At 38.7% G+C, this 17437-nt stretch carries 17 protein-coding genes, 1 other RNA gene and 1 pseudogene; 10 read left to right on the forward strand and 9 right to left on the reverse strand.

Annotated elements, in window-relative coordinates; translation table 11 throughout:
- The coding region (locus BLP46_RS11380; RefSeq protein WP_207645238.1) for a transposase at positions 1-242 on the reverse strand (242 nt) is incomplete at its 3' end.
- Positions 243-282: 40 nt separating this feature from the next.
- Positions 283-924, reverse strand: a complete 642-nt coding sequence (locus tag BLP46_RS11385) for a hypothetical protein (RefSeq protein ID WP_092979052.1) — start codon at positions 922-924, stop codon at positions 283-285.
- A 315-nt stretch (positions 925-1239) separates the two neighbouring features.
- Between BLP46_RS11385 and BLP46_RS11390 the strand changes: the two genes are divergently transcribed.
- A complete protein-coding gene (locus BLP46_RS11390) occupies positions 1240-2316 on the forward strand; it encodes an IS256 family transposase (RefSeq protein WP_502685998.1) in 1077 nt (358 codons plus the stop codon).
- 377 nt (positions 2317-2693) lie between these two features.
- Here the strand turns inward: BLP46_RS11390 and BLP46_RS11395 are convergent, their stop codons facing one another.
- Positions 2694-3866: an NAD(P)-dependent malic enzyme gene (locus BLP46_RS11395; protein ID WP_092979053.1), complete on the reverse strand. Its 1173-nt coding sequence runs from the start codon at positions 3864-3866 to the stop codon at positions 2694-2696.
- Between the two features lie 277 nt (positions 3867-4143).
- On the opposite strand from BLP46_RS11395, the gene rnpB reads away from it, so the two are divergent.
- An RNA gene (gene rnpB / locus BLP46_RS11400) (RNase P RNA component class A) lies at positions 4144-4488 on the forward strand.
- A 49-nt stretch (positions 4489-4537) separates the two neighbouring features.
- On the opposite strand, the gene BLP46_RS11405 is transcribed toward rnpB, so the two are convergent.
- Genes BLP46_RS11405 through BLP46_RS11415 form a run of 3 tightly spaced genes read right to left on the reverse strand, consistent with a single transcriptional unit; the run spans position 4538 to position 7892 of the window.
- The gene (locus BLP46_RS11405) at positions 4538-6121 is read right to left on the reverse strand and encodes an NAD(P)/FAD-dependent oxidoreductase (RefSeq protein ID WP_092979055.1); all 1584 of its coding nucleotides are present in this window, start codon (positions 6119-6121) and stop codon (positions 4538-4540) included.
- Positions 6118-7332, reverse strand: coding sequence for an aminoacetone oxidase family FAD-binding enzyme (locus tag BLP46_RS11410; RefSeq protein ID WP_092979057.1), 1215 nt, complete (start codon positions 7330-7332; stop codon positions 6118-6120). Before BLP46_RS11410 ends, BLP46_RS11405 begins: the two co-directional genes overlap by 4 nt.
- A 59-nt stretch (positions 7333-7391) precedes the next feature.
- On the reverse strand, positions 7392-7892 hold the full coding sequence (locus BLP46_RS11415) for a COG2426 family protein (RefSeq protein WP_502685999.1): 501 nt from the start codon (positions 7890-7892) through the stop codon (positions 7392-7394).
- Between the two features lie 199 nt (positions 7893-8091).
- On the opposite strand from BLP46_RS11415, the gene BLP46_RS11420 reads away from it, so the two are divergent.
- The 7 genes from BLP46_RS11420 to mnmL all read left to right on the forward strand — a co-directional run bounded on the left by BLP46_RS11420 (position 8092) and on the right by mnmL (position 14984).
- The gene (locus BLP46_RS11420; RefSeq protein ID WP_092979059.1) at positions 8092-8556 is read left to right on the forward strand and encodes a VanZ family protein; all 465 of its coding nucleotides are present in this window, start codon (positions 8092-8094) and stop codon (positions 8554-8556) included.
- A gap of 257 nt (positions 8557-8813) precedes the next feature.
- Positions 8814-10217, forward strand: a complete 1404-nt coding sequence (locus tag BLP46_RS11425; RefSeq protein ID WP_318259600.1) for an MATE family efflux transporter — start codon at positions 8814-8816, stop codon at positions 10215-10217.
- Between the two features lie 42 nt (positions 10218-10259).
- Positions 10260-10613 (forward strand): hypothetical protein, encoded by a 354-nt coding sequence (locus tag BLP46_RS11430; RefSeq protein WP_092979061.1) that lies wholly within the window; start codon positions 10260-10262, stop codon positions 10611-10613.
- The gene (locus tag BLP46_RS11435) at positions 10603-11211 is read left to right on the forward strand and encodes a site-2 protease family protein (protein ID WP_092979063.1); all 609 of its coding nucleotides are present in this window, start codon (positions 10603-10605) and stop codon (positions 11209-11211) included. The genes BLP46_RS11430 and BLP46_RS11435 overlap by 11 nt, the downstream gene beginning before the upstream one ends.
- A gap of 55 nt (positions 11212-11266) precedes the next feature.
- Positions 11267-13123 carry a TIGR03960 family B12-binding radical SAM protein gene (locus BLP46_RS11440; RefSeq protein WP_092979065.1) on the forward strand — a complete coding sequence of 619 codons (1857 nt, stop codon included), beginning with the start codon at positions 11267-11269 and terminating at the stop codon, positions 13121-13123.
- Positions 13098-13757 (forward strand): TIGR03936 family radical SAM-associated protein, encoded by a 660-nt coding sequence (locus tag BLP46_RS11445; protein WP_167669260.1) that lies wholly within the window; start codon positions 13098-13100, stop codon positions 13755-13757. Before BLP46_RS11440 ends, BLP46_RS11445 begins: the two co-directional genes overlap by 26 nt.
- A gap of 324 nt (positions 13758-14081) precedes the next feature.
- Positions 14082-14984, forward strand: coding sequence for a tRNA modification radical SAM protein MnmL/YtqA (mnmL, locus tag BLP46_RS11450; RefSeq protein ID WP_092979069.1), 903 nt, complete (start codon positions 14082-14084; stop codon positions 14982-14984).
- 9 nt (positions 14985-14993) lie between these two features.
- On the opposite strand, the gene BLP46_RS11455 is transcribed toward mnmL, so the two are convergent.
- The 3 genes from BLP46_RS11455 to BLP46_RS11465 form a co-directional block, all read right to left on the reverse strand.
- Positions 14994-15758: a cohesin domain-containing protein gene (locus BLP46_RS11455; RefSeq protein ID WP_092979070.1), complete on the reverse strand. Its 765-nt coding sequence runs from the start codon at positions 15756-15758 to the stop codon at positions 14994-14996.
- Positions 15759-15953: 195 nt separating this feature from the next.
- The gene (locus tag BLP46_RS11460) at positions 15954-16424 is read right to left on the reverse strand and encodes a DUF3021 domain-containing protein (RefSeq protein WP_092979072.1); all 471 of its coding nucleotides are present in this window, start codon (positions 16422-16424) and stop codon (positions 15954-15956) included.
- Positions 16425-16874, reverse strand: coding sequence for a LytTR family DNA-binding domain-containing protein (locus BLP46_RS11465; RefSeq protein ID WP_092979074.1), 450 nt, complete (start codon positions 16872-16874; stop codon positions 16425-16427).
- A gap of 262 nt (positions 16875-17136) precedes the next feature.
- On the opposite strand from BLP46_RS11465, the pseudogene BLP46_RS13225 reads away from it, so the two are divergent.
- A pseudogene (locus tag BLP46_RS13225) lies at positions 17137-17437 on the forward strand (hypothetical protein); the annotation flags it as partial.

Consider the following 17437-nt stretch of genomic DNA (forward strand, 5'->3'; position numbering starts at 1 on the left):
ATCTGTGTTTTTATCGTCTTTTTTGAGTAGCCGTTTCTGTAATTTTTCGACTTATTGCTACACTCATCATTCGACGTTCTTTCGCTTTTCTCGTAGCCGAGCTCATCTGCAAGCTCACATTCCATAACCTCCTGAAGAATGTCCTTGAACATATTTTTCATTGCTGTCATAACTTCATCTGTTGAGGTGAATTTCTGACTTCTTACAAATTCTCTCATCATTTCTGCCGGTACTTTTTCCATTAAAAAAACTTCCTTTCAAGCTTTAATTTTTCTGTTTCCATTATTGCTTGAAAGGAAGTCTATTATTCACTTTTACACAAACTTTTCGGCGGTCTCGATAACTTTCATATCTTTTTGGAAGAATATCTAAAACCACTTTGTTAACAGGGTCAGTGAGGATACATTGATATTTTTCACTGTTTGTATCACCTTTAAATTCATCAATAGAAAGAGCGGCAGGAAGTTTTGTAGCGGTGCCGCCGTAGCTATTGTTGTGTATACAATGTCCTGCGGTCATCAAAGCTCTTTTAGCAAATATCCACGCAGTTCCGTTTAACACTCTTCCGTCCGGATAATGAATTTTAAGTAAAGCTTTTAAGTAAAGCAATCCTCTTATCCGGTGATTTAACAAGCTTTCTGTCATCGTTACCAATAATATTATATGTACTGATAGAATTATTATCAGTTTGCTGATCATTTTTATTTGCTTCAGGAATATAAGCATCTGCTTTATATTATCATTGTCTGCTATTTGTATTTCATTTGTTGTGTTTTCACCGGTACTTAAATCTTTTTCAAATACTGTTATCGTATCATTTGATGAGGTACTTGTTTCTTCTGCAGAAACAGGCATAATAAAAGATGTAGCAAAAATACCCATGATTATAATACCCAATAATGCTGTTTTTAAAATTTTCTTCAACTTTTATAATCTCCCTTTAATAAATATAATTTGTTTTTTGATGAAACTTATATTATTTATTGTTTTAAGATTTACCTCCCTTCACGGTTACTATGGTTTGTGTAAAAATCATAACAACGGAATTATGATTTTACCTGATTCCCGCATAATCATAATGGTTTATAGAAGACAAATTATGATTATGTAAAGATATCAATTTAATTTGATAATGTACAATAAGTTGCGCAAATTGGAAAATGCATAAAAGAAGACATAGCTTGCAGGCTCTGGTAGAATGAAGTTACCACACAAACATTCGAAAGGAGCAAGCAAACTATGTCCGAGAAAATTGTACAGCTAAACGAGGAAGTAATCAAGGGCCAAATCAAGGAATTGGTTCGCGGCAGAGTGGAGGAAACCCTGAACGAGCTGCTGGAGAAGGAGGCGGAGTCCCTGACGCAGGCCGCCCGCTATGAGCGCAGCGAGATCCGTCAGGGCTACCGCAGCGGCCACTATGACCGAAATCTTACCACGACCTCCGGTGACGTTACGCTCCACATGCCGCGGCTCAAGGGCGTGTCCTTCGAGACGCCATCATCGAGCGGTATCGTCGCCGGGAGAGAAGCGTGGAGGAGGCCCTCATCGAGATGTACCTGGCGGGCGTTTCCGTGCGCCGGGTGGAGGACATCACGGAGGCACTGTTGGGGCAGCAAGGTGTCGCCCGCTACCATCAGCGAACTGAACAAGAAAGCCTACGTTCACATCGAGGACTGGCGCAACCGCCCCTTGCAGGGCGGCCACTATCCATACGTCTACGTGGACGGCATCTACCTGCGCCGCAACTGGGGCGGAGAGTACGAAAATGTTGCTGTTTTGGTGGCGATCGCCGTGAACGAGGACGGTTTTCGTGAGGTTTTAGGCGCTGCCGAGGGCATGAAGGAGGACAAGGCCAGCTGGGTCAGCTTCTTCCAGTGGCTCCGTGGACGCGGACTGGACGGCGTGAAGCTCATCGTCGGTGACAAGTGCATGGGGATGTTGGAGGCCGTGGGCGAGGTGTTCCCGGACGCCAAATACCAGCGCTGCACGGTACATTTCTACCGCAATGTTTTCTCTGTTGTGCCAAAATCCAAGGTCAAAATTGTGGCAAAAATGCTCAAGGCGATCCACGCCCAGGAGAGTAAGAAGGCGTCCCGCGAGAAGGCAAAGGCTGTGGTCGCCGAGCTGCGCGCCATGAAGTTGAAGGAGGCTGCCAAGAAGGTCGAGGACGGCATTGAGGAGACGCTGACCTACTGCGATTTTCCCAGCGAACACTGGACGCGTATCCGCACCAACAACGTGATCGAGCGGCTGAACCGTGAGATCCGCCGCAGAACCCGCGTGGTGGGGACATTCCCTGACGGGAACTCGCCCTGATGCTGGTCTGCGCCCGGCTCCGCCACGTGGCGGGCACCCAGTGGGGCAGCAAGAAATACATGAACATGAAGCATCTGGAGGCGGCTCTGGACGACGGCTCTATTGCCGGCTGACTTCATTCAGCCGGAGCCTGCAAACAATTTTGCGCATAAATCTTGACGGCGCCTTTAATTTTAATATGAATGGGATTTATTGTCAATGAGATGTATATATAATCTATTGCGAAATGGTTTTTATTGCTCTATCATTACAATAATAGAGCATAGTTCGTTTTATCATCATTAAATTGATGATTTTGAAAACTATGCTCTGTTTTTTATGAATATATTTTGTTTTAGGTTATTTTACTTAAAATTTTTAAGACGTTAGAATAAAAATCAGATTCTTGCTACGCCTGATTTGATTGCTGCTTCCTTAACAGCTTTGGCAACGGTTTTGCCGACTCTGCTGTCAAATGCTTCCGGAAGAATATAGTCGGCATTCAGCTTGTCATCTTCAACAAGTGAAGCGAGTGCGTAGGAAGCTGCAATTTTCATTTCTTCGTTTATGTCGCTTGCTCTGCAATCAAGAGCACCCCTGAAAATTCCCGGGAAAGCGAGAACATTGTTGATTTGGTTTGGAAAATCGCTTCTGCCTGTTCCGACAACAGCGGCACCTGCTTTTTTTGCAAGGTCAGGCATAATTTCCGGAGTTGGGTTAGCCATTGCAAAAATAATTGGGTTAACATTCATAGATTTAACCATTTCTTCGCTTACACAGCCTGCCGCAGAAATACCAAGAAATACATCTGTACCAACCATTGCGTCGGCAAGATTGCCCTGTTTGTGTTCAAGATTGGTTATCTCAGCCATTTCCTGCTTAACAGGATTAAGTCTGCTGTCGCCTTTGCAAATAATGCCCTTGCTGTCGCAAAGTACAATATTCTTAACTCCCATATTCAAAAGGTGTTTTGCAATTGCAATTCCTGCTGCGCCTGCTCCGTTCATTACAACCTTTATTTCATCAATTTTTTTGTTTACAATTTTAAGAGAGTTTATAAGACCTGCCGCAACAATAACTGCCGTTCCGTGCTGGTCATCGTGGAAAATCGGAATATCACATTTTTCTTTTAGCTTTCTTTCAATTTCAAAGCATCTCGGTGCAGCAATGTCTTCAAGATTAATTCCGCCGAAAGAACCGCTTATCAGGTATACCGCATTTACAATTTCATCAACATCTTTGCTTTTAATGCAAATAGGGAATGCGTCAACATCTCCAAATTCCTTAAATAATGCGCATTTGCCTTCCATAACCGGCATACCTGCCTCAGGTCCGATGTCGCCAAGGCCTAAAACAGCAGTTCCGTCTGTTACTACTGCAACAAGGTTGTTTCTTCTGGTTAATTCATATGATTTGTTAATATCTTTCTGAATTTCAAGGCAAGGTTCTGCAACGCCCGGTGTATAGGCAAGTGATAAATCTTCTGAAGAAGAAATCGGCACTCTTGAGATAACCTCAATTTTTCCGTTCCAATCATAATGCTTTTTTAATGATTCCTGTCTGATGTCCATAAATCATACTCCTTTGTTAAAATTCCAAATTAATTTAAATCTAAGCAGCATTCTGCTTTGCTTGCAAACAGTAAAGCCTGCGGTCGATTGTAATCAGTGCAAAGGAGCATTGGCTCCTCAGAGTTTCAGTGGAAGACTATAACTCCACTGAAGTTCTGATGTGGCGCCCGCCGTCTTAGTGGCAGGGGACATCTGCATTATGATTATAAACTAAATAATTACATATATCAAGATAATAATTTGACAATCGTTCATATTTGTTTTATTATATACTTTGTGAGTGTGTTGAACAGCTGCGGGCAAAATCCGAAAGGATTTGTGCGAGGAAAGTCCGGGCTTCACAGAGCAAAAATAACGGCTAACGGCCGCCGGAGGCGACTCCAGGGATAGTGCAACAGAAAAGAACCGCCGATTTTCGGTAAGGATGGAAAGGTGAGGTAAGAGCTCACCGGAGGCAGGGAGACCTGTCTGCCGTGTAAACCCTATTTGAAGCAACACCGTGGTGGGACATTTGCGCTTGCTCGGCGCGTCCCGTGGAGGTGGCATCGAGCAGTTTCGGCAACGGACTGCCAAGATAGATGGCTGTTCACGACAGAACCCGGCTTACAGACACAGTCATAAAAGTGCCATCTCAATTATGAGGTGGCACTTTTTATGTCATTATTATAGCATTAGTTTTCAATAATTTTTTCGGCGCATTTAATTCCGTCAACGGCGGCAGAAACAATTCCACCGGCATATCCTGCACCCTCACCGCAGGGATACAGTCCGTCAATACTGACGCTTTGCAGAGTATCGCTGTTTCTTAATATTCTAATCGGTGAAGAACTTCGGGTTTCAATTCCGGTTAATACAGCGTCACCGTCATCAAATCCTTTTAATTTGCGCCCCATTTCTGTAATAGATAGTTTCATAGCGGTGCTTACATATTCGGGCAAAATTGAGTTTAGGTCGCTTAGCACAAAATTTGGCGATATGCTCGGATTTACGCTGCCAAGGCAACTGCTCTTTCGATTGTGTAAAAAGTCGTCAACTCTCTGTACAGGTGCTGAGTAGTCTTCGCCGCCAAGCTGAAACGCCTTTTTTTCAAGATTCCTTTGAAAATACATTCCCGCAAGCGGGTTTTCTGAGCCAAAGTCATTTGGATTAACCCCGACAAGCAGTGCTGAGTTTGAGTTTTCCGCATCTCTTGCAAATTCACTCATACCGTTTACTACAAGCATATTTTCTTCGCTGGAGGCGTTTACGACCTTGCCTCCGGGGCACATACAAAATGTATATGCTCCTCTGCCGTTTGCTGTGTGCACATTCATCTTGTATGCCGCGGCACCCAAACGCTTATTTCCTGCAAATTTTCCGTATTGTGCCTTATCAATATTTTCCCTGCGATGCTCTATTCTTGCCCCGACCGAAAATGCTTTGGCTTCAATCGGAAGATTTTTATTTTGCAGCATTTCAAAAGTATCTCTTGCACTGTGACCGATTGCAAGAATAATGTTGTCGGTTTCAATAATATCAGTTTTGCCGTTCTTTTCAACAACGGCGTTTTTTATTTTTCCGTTTTCCTCATTAAATCCGATAAGTTTAGTTTCAAAAAATACGGCTCCGCCCAAAGAGATTATTTCTTCTCTGATGTTCTTTACCGTGCTTTTTAGATTGTCCGTACCTATATGGGGTTTTGCATTATATAGGATTTCCTGCGGAGCTCCGTGCTTTACAAATTCTTCAAGGACCTTGCGTTGGCGGTTGTCCTTAGTTCCTGTGTTAAGCTTGCCGTCCGAAAACGTTCCTGCGCCGCCCTCTCCAAATTGAACATTTGAATTTGTGTTAAGTTTTCCGCATTTCCAAAATATATCCACGTCCTGCGTTCTGCTGTCAACATCCTTGCCTCGCTCAATCACAATCGGTTTTGCGCCGCTTTGGGCAAGTATTAATGCCGCAAACAACCCGGCAGGACCCATACCGACGATAAGGGGAGAGGCACCGCCACGCCATTTTGGCACATTATATTCATACGGCTTTGCTTTTACCGCATTTTTTGATTTTCTGATTACGGAATCTTCATTAACGGATAAATTTACATCGACCGTGCAGAGAATGTATATATTATCTTTCTTTCTTGCGTCAATTGAACGTCTGAAAATGGAGATGCTTTTTATTGAATTTTTATCTATCCTCAGTTCCTTTGCCGTTCTGTTTTTGACGGTTTCGTCATTATAGTCGAGCGGCAAATGTACGTTGTTAATTCTAATCATAGATTTTCTCCTGCTATCATTCCGCTTGCAAAGGCAAAGTGAAGATTAAATCCGCCGCATTCTCCGCAGATGTCAACAGCTTCGCCGCAAACGTATAAATTTTTTACAATTTTGCTTTTCATAGTTTTTTCGTCTATTTCGTTACCGGCAACACCCCCTCGTGCGGCTTGTGCCTGTTCAAACCCGGAGTTTTCTATAATTACAAAATCCAAGTTTTTGACGGTATGAGCTGCACGTGCAATCTCCTGCTCTGAAAGAGTATTACATAGCCTTGAAAAATCTTTAATGTTACTTTGTTTTAGAATAGCTTGTGAAAGTCTTTTTTGTAAAATACCGGTCATAAGATTGTCTATTTCAATGTTACCAAACAACTTTTGATTCTGTAAAAGAATTTTAATTAATTCTTCTTCGGAAATATTAGGCATTAAATCGAGTTTAATAATGTAATTCTTTTTTGAGTAGAGCGAAAGATTAAAAATACATATTCCTGATAGTGCGTTGTCATTGAACTGAATTTCACCAAATTCTTCTTTTAGAGAATTATTATGACCATCAGCAAGCGTTGCTTTTCCTATTGCTCTAAGGCATTTTAATGATTTGAGTATATCGGATTTAACCTTAATTGGGCACAATGCAGGTGAGAACGGCACAAAAGTGTGACCGAAATTTTTTAAATAATCTGCACAGCTTGAGTTGCCGCCCAACTTTGGAGCAGCCTTTGAACCGCAGGCAATAACAAGCTTTTTAGCTGTAAAAGTGTCTTTATCGGTTTTGATGTCAAAATTTTTGTCGACTTTTTTTACGCTTTTAATATTTTCTTCGCAAAACACATTTATATTAAATCTGTCACATGCAAACCGCAAAACATCAAGCACTGCGCTTGCCTGTCTGCAAACTGGGTAGTACCTTCCGTCATTGTCGCAATAAGTCATAAGTCCGAGTTTTTTGAAGACCGAAATAATTTCATTGGTGTTATATTTTGAAAAAATAAACTTGCTTTGTTTTTTAAAAGAACCGCAGTATTTTTGTGAAGAAATATTTTGGTTTGTCAGGTTACATCTGCCGTTTCCGGTTGAAAGCAATTTTTTGCCGACTCTGGGATTTTTTTCTAATACAGCCACCGAAATATTCGGATGATTGGTTTTTGCGCTTATAGCGCACATCAGTCCCGAAGCACCGCCGCCGATTATTATTACATCAAACTTTTTCATAAAAAACTCCTGAAAAATAGGGTTGACGTTCAAAACGCAACCCTAATAAGAACTTATTTTTAGCTGTTTGCCAAGAAAGAGAAAATGCCACCTGCACCCATGCTTACAGCCAGGCTTGCAGCTCCCATAATTACTCCGGCAATCAATACGCCGCACATTACCGCAATTATACTCTTCTTAAAATCCATATCAAGGAAACTTGCCGCAAGTGTTCCGGTCCATGCTCCGGTTCCCGGAAGAGGAATTCCGACGAATAACATAAGAGCAATAAACAACCCTCTGCCGGTCTTTTCCTGCAATTTTTTGCCGCCCTTTTCGCCTTTGTTATAGCAGAAAGTGAAAAATTTACCGATGTATTTTTTATCTTTGCCCCAAATAAGAATTTTTCTTGCAAAAAGAAAAATAAACGGTACAGGAACCATATTTCCCAAAACACAAATAACGTAAGCCCAGAAAAGTTCCGTTCCCTGCATTCCCATACCTACCGCAACCGGAATTGCTCCTCTAAGCTCAACTATGGGAACCATTGAAATCAGAAAAATAATAAGATAATTTAACAAAACTGACTACTCCTTAAAAAATTAAATTTATTCTTGGTTTTAACTATAACAAATCCAGTATAGTATATCAGAAATGCATTGTTATTTCAATACATTTTCATTCAAATATTTGGTAATAATTGAAGTTTTGACAAAATGTCTTTTTTTACGTTGACATTATTACATTTTCCTGTAAAATATACAAAGGAGTGATTTAAATATGAATCAAAACAGAGCATCTACACGTTTCAGAATTATTGTTTTTGTGCTCACAATATGTATGACGGCTTTTGCGTTTATTCATTCATCAATGCCTGCGTCTGTGTCGGGCGAGGAGAGCAAATCTGTGCTTGATTTTTTGTATGATTTTTTTGCAAAATTCGGAATAATTCTTACTGACCATATAGTTCGCAAGGCGGCTCACTTTTCCGAATATGCAGTTATAGGGGCTTTGCTTTTAAGCTGTGCATATTCTTTTGACAGAATAAAACCGCAGAAATATTATTCTCAGGTTTTGTTGGCGGGTCTTGCCATTCCTTTGTGTGATGAGACAATTCAGCTTAATGTTGAGGGGCGTTCGGGTCAGATATCGGATGTATTGCTTGATTTTTCCGGTGTGCTTACGGGCGCAATTATTATGTTTTTAATATATGCTCTTTACCGCAGAATTAAAAATATAAAATAATCGGTTTTGTGTTTTTAAATCAGAACAATGCCTTTTTGCAAAAAGCATTGTTTGTTGCAGATTACAATCGGTGCAAAGGGGTGTTAGTTTCGCATATTTCAGCGGAGAATTGCAAGTCCCACTGAAATTCTAAACAAAACTCATCGTCTTAAAAATAGAGCATTTGCACTGTGGTTATATTTTTATTTGAAAGGTTTGATTACAGCAAAAATATTTGAATTTAAAGTGAAACGAATAATTAAGGATAGGGGATTAAAATGGAAGAAACACTAAATATGAATGAAGTTAAAACTCAACAGCCTTTAAAAGAAAACAAAATGGGCACTATGCCGATGACCAAGCTGATTCTTACAATGTCACTGCCTGCTATATTTTCAATGACAATTCAGGCTCTGTATAACGTTGTTGACAGCATATTTATCGGCAATTACGACCAAAAGGGACTTACCGCACTTTCGCTTGCGTATCCGCTTCAAATGTTGCTTATATCTGTTGCCGTCGGCACGGCTGTCGGTGTAAATTCGCTTGTATCAAGAAAACTCGGTGAAAAGAATTTTAAAATGGCGGATGATGCCGCAACACACGGATTGCTGTTATGTATTCTAAGTTATGCAGTATTTTTGCTTCTCGGATTATTTGCCGTAAAACCGTTTATGGGAGCATATACTCAGGATTCCGCAATTTACACATACGGAGTTGAATATCTGACCGTTGTACTTTGTCTTTCGGTCTTTTCGATAATAGAAATTATGATTGAAAAAACCTTGCAGGCTACCGGAAATATGATATTCCCGATGCTGTTCCAGCTTATGGGAGCGGTAGTCAACATAATTTTTGACCCGCTTTTAATATTCGGAATCGGAATTTTCCCCGAGATGGGCGTAACCGGAGCGGCTGTTGCAACGGTATTCGGTCAGTTCTGCGGAATGGTATTTTCGGTTATAGTATTGTTCTGTAAAAAGCACGAGGTAAAAATTACATTTAAAAACTTTAGATTTAATTTAACTACTGTAAAAAATATATATGCGGTTGGCTTCCCGTCAATTATTATGCAGTCAATAAGTTCAATTATGATAATCGGAATGAATACAATTTTTACACTTGCAAATTCAATTTATTCCGAGGCATGCATAACTGTTTTGGGTGTGTATTTTAAACTTCAAAGCTTTGTATTTATGCCTTGCTTTGGTCTCAATCAGGGAGTAATGCCGATAATAGGTTACAATTACGGTGCTCGTAACCGCAAGCGTATGTATTCTGCACTTAAAAGAGGAATTATTATTGCGGTAATTATTATGGCAATAGGTGTTGTTCTTATGTGGACAATTCCCGATACTTTGATTTCACTGTTCGACGGAGACGAAAGCCTTATGCAGATTGGCGCTACCGCGTTCAGAATAATAAGCCTTTGCTTTATACCGGCTGCCGTAGGTATACTTTTTACAACCCTGTTTCAGGCTGTCGGAAAGGGAATACGCAGCCTGATTATGTCGGTATGCCGCCAGCTTTTGCTTATTCTGCCAATTGCATATGCCCTCTCAAGTATATTCGGAATTGAGTCTTCTTGGTATGCTTTCCCGATAGCAGAAATCGGTTCGCTGATTCTTGCAATATGTTTCTTTATAAATCTTGTAAAAACAGATTTTAAAAAACTTGGTTAAATTTGTCCGCCTCAATGCATATATTGCATTGAGGTGATAATTTTGGATGAAAATAATAACAATATTACATATGATGAGAATTGGCAGTCTGTTTCTGAAACCGAATACCCTGTTATAGCATCTTCTAATCCTGAAGATGAAACATCGGATTACAATATTCCAAAAGAGAAAAAAACAAAGCGTAATCCGCCAAGTCAGCTCCTTGTTACAATTCAGCTCATTCTTTGCATAATTATTGCACTTGCGGCATTTTTACTAAAGAATATGGGCGGAACGTTTTACAGCACAGCACATGACTGGTATTACTCGAATTTGAACAGCTCCGCAATTTTTGACGGTAATTCTGATTTTGACTTAAATTCTCTTTTCAACAAGGCAACTGCTGATGAGGTTTAAGATTAGTTCCACTCAAATAGAGCTGTCATATACTCTGATATGTTTTGCCGCAATCGGAATAATTATTACATCGTTTGAAGACTTTTTGTTTTGCCTTTTGTCGCTTATTATACATGAGACAGGGCACTTGACGGCAATGTGTATTCTCGGGTTTCCGCCGGAAAGAATCAAACTTTCGCTTTTTGAAATATCAATCAGCGATAATTGCAGATATTGCAGACGCTTTTTTGATAACTTTCTGATAATACTCTGCGGCCCGTTATTTAATTTTATTTGTTTTACTTTGCTTTATCTGTTATACTTATTGCATTACGATGTTTTGTTTCCGTTTGCGGCTGTTAATCTGTCTGTCGGATTGTTTAATATGCTACCTGTTATGTCGCTTGACGGGGGACAGCTTTTGTATTTAATTCTAAGCAGACGTTTAAGCGAAAAGTCGGCAGAAAAAGTTGTTAATATAATAACATTCATTTTTATTTTTCCGCTTGCCGCTCTTGGATTTTTGTTGCTTTTTAAGTCAAAATATAATTTTTCGCTTTTGTTTGTCTGCGTGTATCTTATATTTTCGCTTATTTTTAAGAAAAACAGATACTTTTAATTTATTGCATCTGCGGTTTTAATCACTTTGAGAAATTCTCAAGTTGGAGGAAGTTATGGTTAGTAAAGAAGTAGAAAAACTACTCCTAAAGGTTCAAAAGCCCGGACGTTATGTCGGGGGCGAACTTAATGAAGTTATAAAAGATAAAAATGAGGTTGACGTTCGTTTTGCTTTTTGTTTTCCCGATACTTACGAGGTAGGAATGTCGCATCTCGGAATGAAAATTTTGTACAGCCTTTTTAATTCCAAGGACTATATTTGGTGCGAACGTGTTTTTGCTCCGTGGATTGATATGGAGCAAGAAATGATTGACAATAACATTCCTCTTTATGCTCTTGAAAGCGGGGACCCTGTTTCTGATTTTGATTTTATCGGTTTTACTTTGCAGTATGAGCTTAGTTTTACAAATATGCTTAATATGCTCAAGCTGTCAAACATTCCGATAAAAACCTGTGACAGGACAGAGCTTAAAAATATAGTCGTTGCAGGCGGACCGTGTGTATGTAACCCCGAACCAATTGCCGATTTTGTTGATATGTTCTTTGTCGGAGAGGGCGAAGAGGTTGACCTTGAAGTAATTGACCTTTATCGCAAATGCAGAGATGAAAATAAATCAAAAACCGAGTTTTTGGAGCTTTGCTCACATATTGAGGGCGTTTATGTGCCGTCACTGTATGAAGTATCATATAATGATGACGGCACCATTAAGAGCTTTTTGCCTAAAGGTGACGCCCCAAAAACGATAAACAAGCGAATTATGAAAGATATGAATAATTCGTACTATCCCGATAATTTTGTTGTTCCGCTCGTTGAAATTGTACACGACAGAGCGGTTCAGGAAATTTTCAGAGGTTGTATTCGCGGTTGTCGTTTTTGCCAAGCTGGTTTTATTTATCGCCCTGTTCGTGAAAAATCCCCTGATACAATCAATAACCAATGCAGGGCACTGTGCGAAAATACAGGTTATGACGAAGTTTCACTTTCTTCGCTGAGTTCAAGTGATTACAGCCAAATTGTGCCTCTGCTTGAAAAGCTGACTTCATGGAGCAAAGATGAAAAGGTAAGTATTTCTCTTCCTTCATTGCGTGTTGACGGCTTTACCGACGAAATTATGAACAAGATTAAAACCGTCCGCAAGAGCGGATTAACATTTGCTCCTGAGGCAGGCAGCCAGCGTATGCGTGACGTTATTAATAAAAATGTTCGTGAGGACGAGCTTCTTAAAACCTGCACAACTGCGTTTGAGGGCGGTTGGACAACAGTAAAGCTTTACTTTATGATAGGCTTGCCGACAGAAACTCTTGACGATGTAGCAGCGATTGCAGGCTTGGGACAATCGGTTGTTGACGCTTATTACAACTGCGAAAACCGCCCGAAAGGAAAGGCTGTGCGTGTAACCGTTTCGGCTTCTTCGTTTGTGCCAAAACCATTTACTCCTTTTCAGTGGGAACCGCAGGACACTATCCCGATGCTTCATCAAAAGCAACAACATATCAAAGAAAGCATAACTTCAAAGAAAATTCAGTTTAATTATCACGATGCTGACACAAGTTTTCTTGAAGCTGTTTTTGCAAGGGGAGACAGAAAGCTTTGCAAGGCAATGGAAATTGCCTGCGAACGAGGTTTTCATTTTGACGGTTGGAATGATTGTTTCAGTCTTGAAAAATGGCTTGATATTTTTCAAGAATGTGGCATTGACCCTGCATTTTATGCAAACCGCCGTCGTTCTTTTGATGAAATTCTTCCATGGGACCATATTGACTACGGTGTTACCAAAGACTTTTATATAAAAGAATGTAAGAAAGCTTATGAAAGCACAACTACTCCGCATTGCAGGCTAAAATGCAATAATTGCGGAGCTGCAAAATACGGGGAGGGAGTTTGCTTTGAAAAACGTAAGAATTTGGTTTAAAAAAGACTTTGAGTGCAGATATATTTCGCACCTCGACCTGAACAGATGTATGCTTCGTGCTTTGCACAAAAGTAAAATTCCGATTTGGCATACCGAGGGCTTTAATCCACATCCGTTTGCAACATTTCCGTTGCCGCTTTCCCTTGGATTCAGGGGTATAAATGAATGTATGGATGTAAAACTTGAAGATGATGATTATTCTTTTGAAGAAATAATAATCAGAATAAACAATTGCTTGCCGAGAGGGCTCCGTGTTTTTAACGTTACCGAGCCGATTATGAAAGCAGGAAAAATTGCATATGCGTCATTTACCATAAAACTAAGCGGTGATAAACTGCGTTCTGCTGAAATCACCAATGACCTTTCAGAATTATTAAACCAAGACACGATTGAAATTGAAAAGAAGTCCAAAAAGGGAATTAGAACAATAGATATAAAGCAAGGAATTAAAAGGTACGAAATTATCGAAAAATTTGACTTTACCATTCTTGACATAATCCTCTCTGCCGGAAGCAGTGATAATGTCAATCCTAATCTTTTAATTTCAGCTTTGCAGAATAAAACAGGTTTTGAATATGATGTCGATATAACACGAAATTATTTATATAATTCTGAAATGGAATTATTTAGATGAGGTTATGACCTAAGTATAAATGTTTCTGAATATTAGGCGGAATATTCCATCCTGAATTTCGGTGAAAATTATAATTTTAACTGGAATTTTGAGGAACTAAGCGTCTCTATACTGCTTGCAATTCAAAGTTTTCAAAAAATTCTTATATTTTTCACTTATGTTTATCTTAGTTTTCAAATAATTATCACAATCAACCTTTACTATATAATCACAGCAAAGATAAAAGCTGTTTGAAATGCTAACAAGTTTTTTTCATAGATATTCCTTTTTAAAATAAGTAAAGACCGATTGTGCATATCGGTCTTTCTTATTTTTGGTGGAAAAATGTATTATTATTCTTTAAACAACTATCTAAAATCTACTTTTGGAGAAAAGGTTTATAAAATATCGTTAAACGGCGGAATGACCTGCCCTAACCGTGACGGAAAAATTGATATAAGAGGTTGCATTTTTTGCAGCAGGGGAGGTTCAGGTGAATTTTCGGCAGATTCGTGTTTGCCCGTATCACAACAGATTGAGCAGGCAAAACAAAGAATAAGGGCAAAATCTGATTGCCAAAAATTTATAGCGTACTTTCAGCCCTTTACAAATACATATGCTGATGTAGATTACTTAAGAAAGTTATATTACGAAGCGGCGATGCCCGATGAAATTGTTGCACTGTCAATTGCAACACGTCCTGACTGCCTTAGCGATGAGGTTATTTCACTCCTTGACGAAATCAACAGATTTAAGCCTGTATGGATAGAACTTGGATTGCAAACTATTCATAAGCGTACCGCTGAATATATAAGACGAGGCTATGAGCTTGGGGTATATGATGAAGCTGTATTAAAGCTCAAATCAATCGGTGTGAATATAATAACCCATATAATTATAGGTTTGCCGTATGAAACAAAGCAGAATATACTTCAAAGTGTAAAATATGCGGGAGAGCGCAGCAACGGAATAAAGCTTCAACTTTTGCACGTCCTTAAAGATACCGATTTGCTTACGGATTATAATAATGGCGTGTTTAAAACGCTGACTTTGGAAGAATATGTTGATGTTCTTTGTGACTGCATTGAAATACTGCCGCCCGATGTGGTAGTTCACAGATTAACAGGGGATGGGGATAAAGAATTACTTGTTTCTCCAATGTGGAGTGCGGATAAAAAGCGTGTTCTTAATACGATTAATAAGACTTTCCGTGAACGTGATGTGACACAGGGAAGGCTCTATAAGTAAAAGCTCCGATTATTCGGAGCTTTTATCATTACTGTCTGTTGCGGCATTTTCAGTTTTTCTCTTTTTGCTCAAGCATTTTTTTACAAATAAATATCCAATCAGTGATATTGCTATGATTGATGAACCTATGGCAATTCCGATAATCAGAAATCTTGTGCTTTTGTCATCAATGTTGTTGAGCAATCCAAAATCACTAAATGCAGAATCCGATGTCTCATCATCTGCACTTCCTGTGTGGGAGCTGTTTTTGCTTTTTGAATTTTTCGTGTTTTTATCGGAAGCAGAACTGCTTTTTGAAGAATTGTTATTTTCTTCTTTACTGTTTCCGATTTGTATACTTGCAGATGAACAGTTGCCCACATCAATAAAGTTTGCATTACTGTCAACACAGTCACTTGCGGAAAAATCGACGAAACAGTTGCCTGAGCTTATTGCCTTAAAAGTTATGCTGAAAATAGTATCACCGTTATTAATATTTTTGCCGTCAGCGCATAGATAACTTACCTTAACGCTGCCGTCAAGCTCATTGTATTTAACCTTTGAGTTGTTAGTTTTTATGTTCTTAAACTCAATCATATTTTTATCATACTTAAATTCAAATGTAGCTGCGCTTAGTTCTGTGCTGCTTTTTGCAATCATATCAACCGAAAACAACCTGTTTTGTGAAGTGTCACAGTTTGTAAGCTCAAATGATATGTTTTCAACGGCAAACACGCTTTGGCAAGACAGTATGATAATTAATAATACACTTAATATCGAAACAAGCTTTTTCATTTCCAAAATCTTCCAATTTACTTGATGAAAAAATATTATCATATTAAGTCGTATTTTGCAAGAAATTAGGCATCGTACATTATAACTAAATTTATAATAATTTAATGATTTGAATAAAAAGCAACGGAATATTACAAGATAATAGCGACCGGAGAAAATCTCTCCGATCGCTGAAAATACATTTAATAAGAATATTTATTCATTGAAACTGATGCTGTTGTTTAGTTCTTTTAGTCGTGCTTTAATAGCAAAATACTGTGATAACCAAATTCCAAAGTATATTGCAAGAAAGATACCGAAATATATAAAGATTCCAATCAAATTTTTAGGCATCCAATGCATAAAGTATGCAATAGGAAATGTTGCTGATGAGCAAATAATAAGGTGGGTTGTTGTTTGTTTGAGCAGGCCCCAGCTGTCAAGTTCCCAAATAACCGATGCTCCGCCCCATACAGCACCGTATAGCAGGGAACATAGCGATTGAACAAGAACTGCATTTAGCTGGCTGCCAAAATCATCAACAAGAGATGGAACAACAGGATAAAAGTTTCCGTCATTAATTATTACCGAAATTATAATTGTAATTATTGTGCTTATTGCAAGGCCTATTGGCGCGCCGATTAATGAGCGTAGTATTATTTTTTTTGCGGTTGAGTTTTTCTTCATTTAAAACACCTCATAATTCAAGTAATTTTTTATTTTATTTACATACCGTCTTGAAGCGTATGTAGTACTTCCGTTTGAGAATGTAACGCAAATTGTGCCCGTAAGACCCATATCAAAATGTTTTACTTTTTTGAAATTTATTATCTCAGAATTTGAAATTCTTACAAACTGTGCATTGCTTACTCGCTCTTCAAATTCGTACAGACGTAATTTAAGTGTGTATTCGCTGTTTTCAGTCACCGCAAAAACCTTTCCCGAGGCGGAATAGATTTTGAATATGTCTGTAATATCAATAAGAGTTGCGGTATTGTTTTTGTACCCGACCAGCCTGCTTGGTGTCGTTTGCGAGACGTTTTTGATAAGAGTGTTTATTTCGTCCGTCATTTCATCGGTAATAATAATCACCTTAGGTTCGGAGCAGTCTTTATCAATTTTGATTTCTACCTGCATTTTCTTTCCCTCCTTTGTCATTAGTATAGTAAATGACATCGTTGTTTTCAAGCAATTCTAAATAATCGGTAGATTTTAGGGGATAGGTGGTTTTTGTATTTGGTTATATAACCAAAAAGTCCTAAAAATAACTTTAAAGTTATCTTTAAGACTTGTTTTGGCAAATTAACTTCATTTTTTATATAAACCGTTAAACCGTTTAAGGGGGCGTATTACGGTTTAAAAAGGTGTATATATTTATATTCATTCCATGCGATGTCTAATGACAAAAGTCTCTATAATAAAAGATGGGGTAAGAACAAAAAGAGCCTACAAAAATAAAAGTAAAAAAGTAGAGCATATTTGTAAAAAAACCTTTAAAATGAAAGTGGAAACAAACCATTTTAAGGAGAATCAAATATGCTCTACAAACATTTTACAGAAAAAAATACTCGGATTGCAAGGTATTTTAATTGAAAACATAAAAAACACAGATAATACCATTCACGTTTATTGTAAATTAGAAAGGAAACTGCATAAATGCCCCTGTTGCGGTAATTTCACCGATAAAATTCACGATTATC

It is taken from the genome of Ruminococcus sp. YE282, assembly GCA_900101355.1.
Taxonomy (GTDB): Bacteria; Bacillota; Clostridia; order Oscillospirales; family Acutalibacteraceae; genus Ruminococcoides; species Ruminococcoides bromii_A.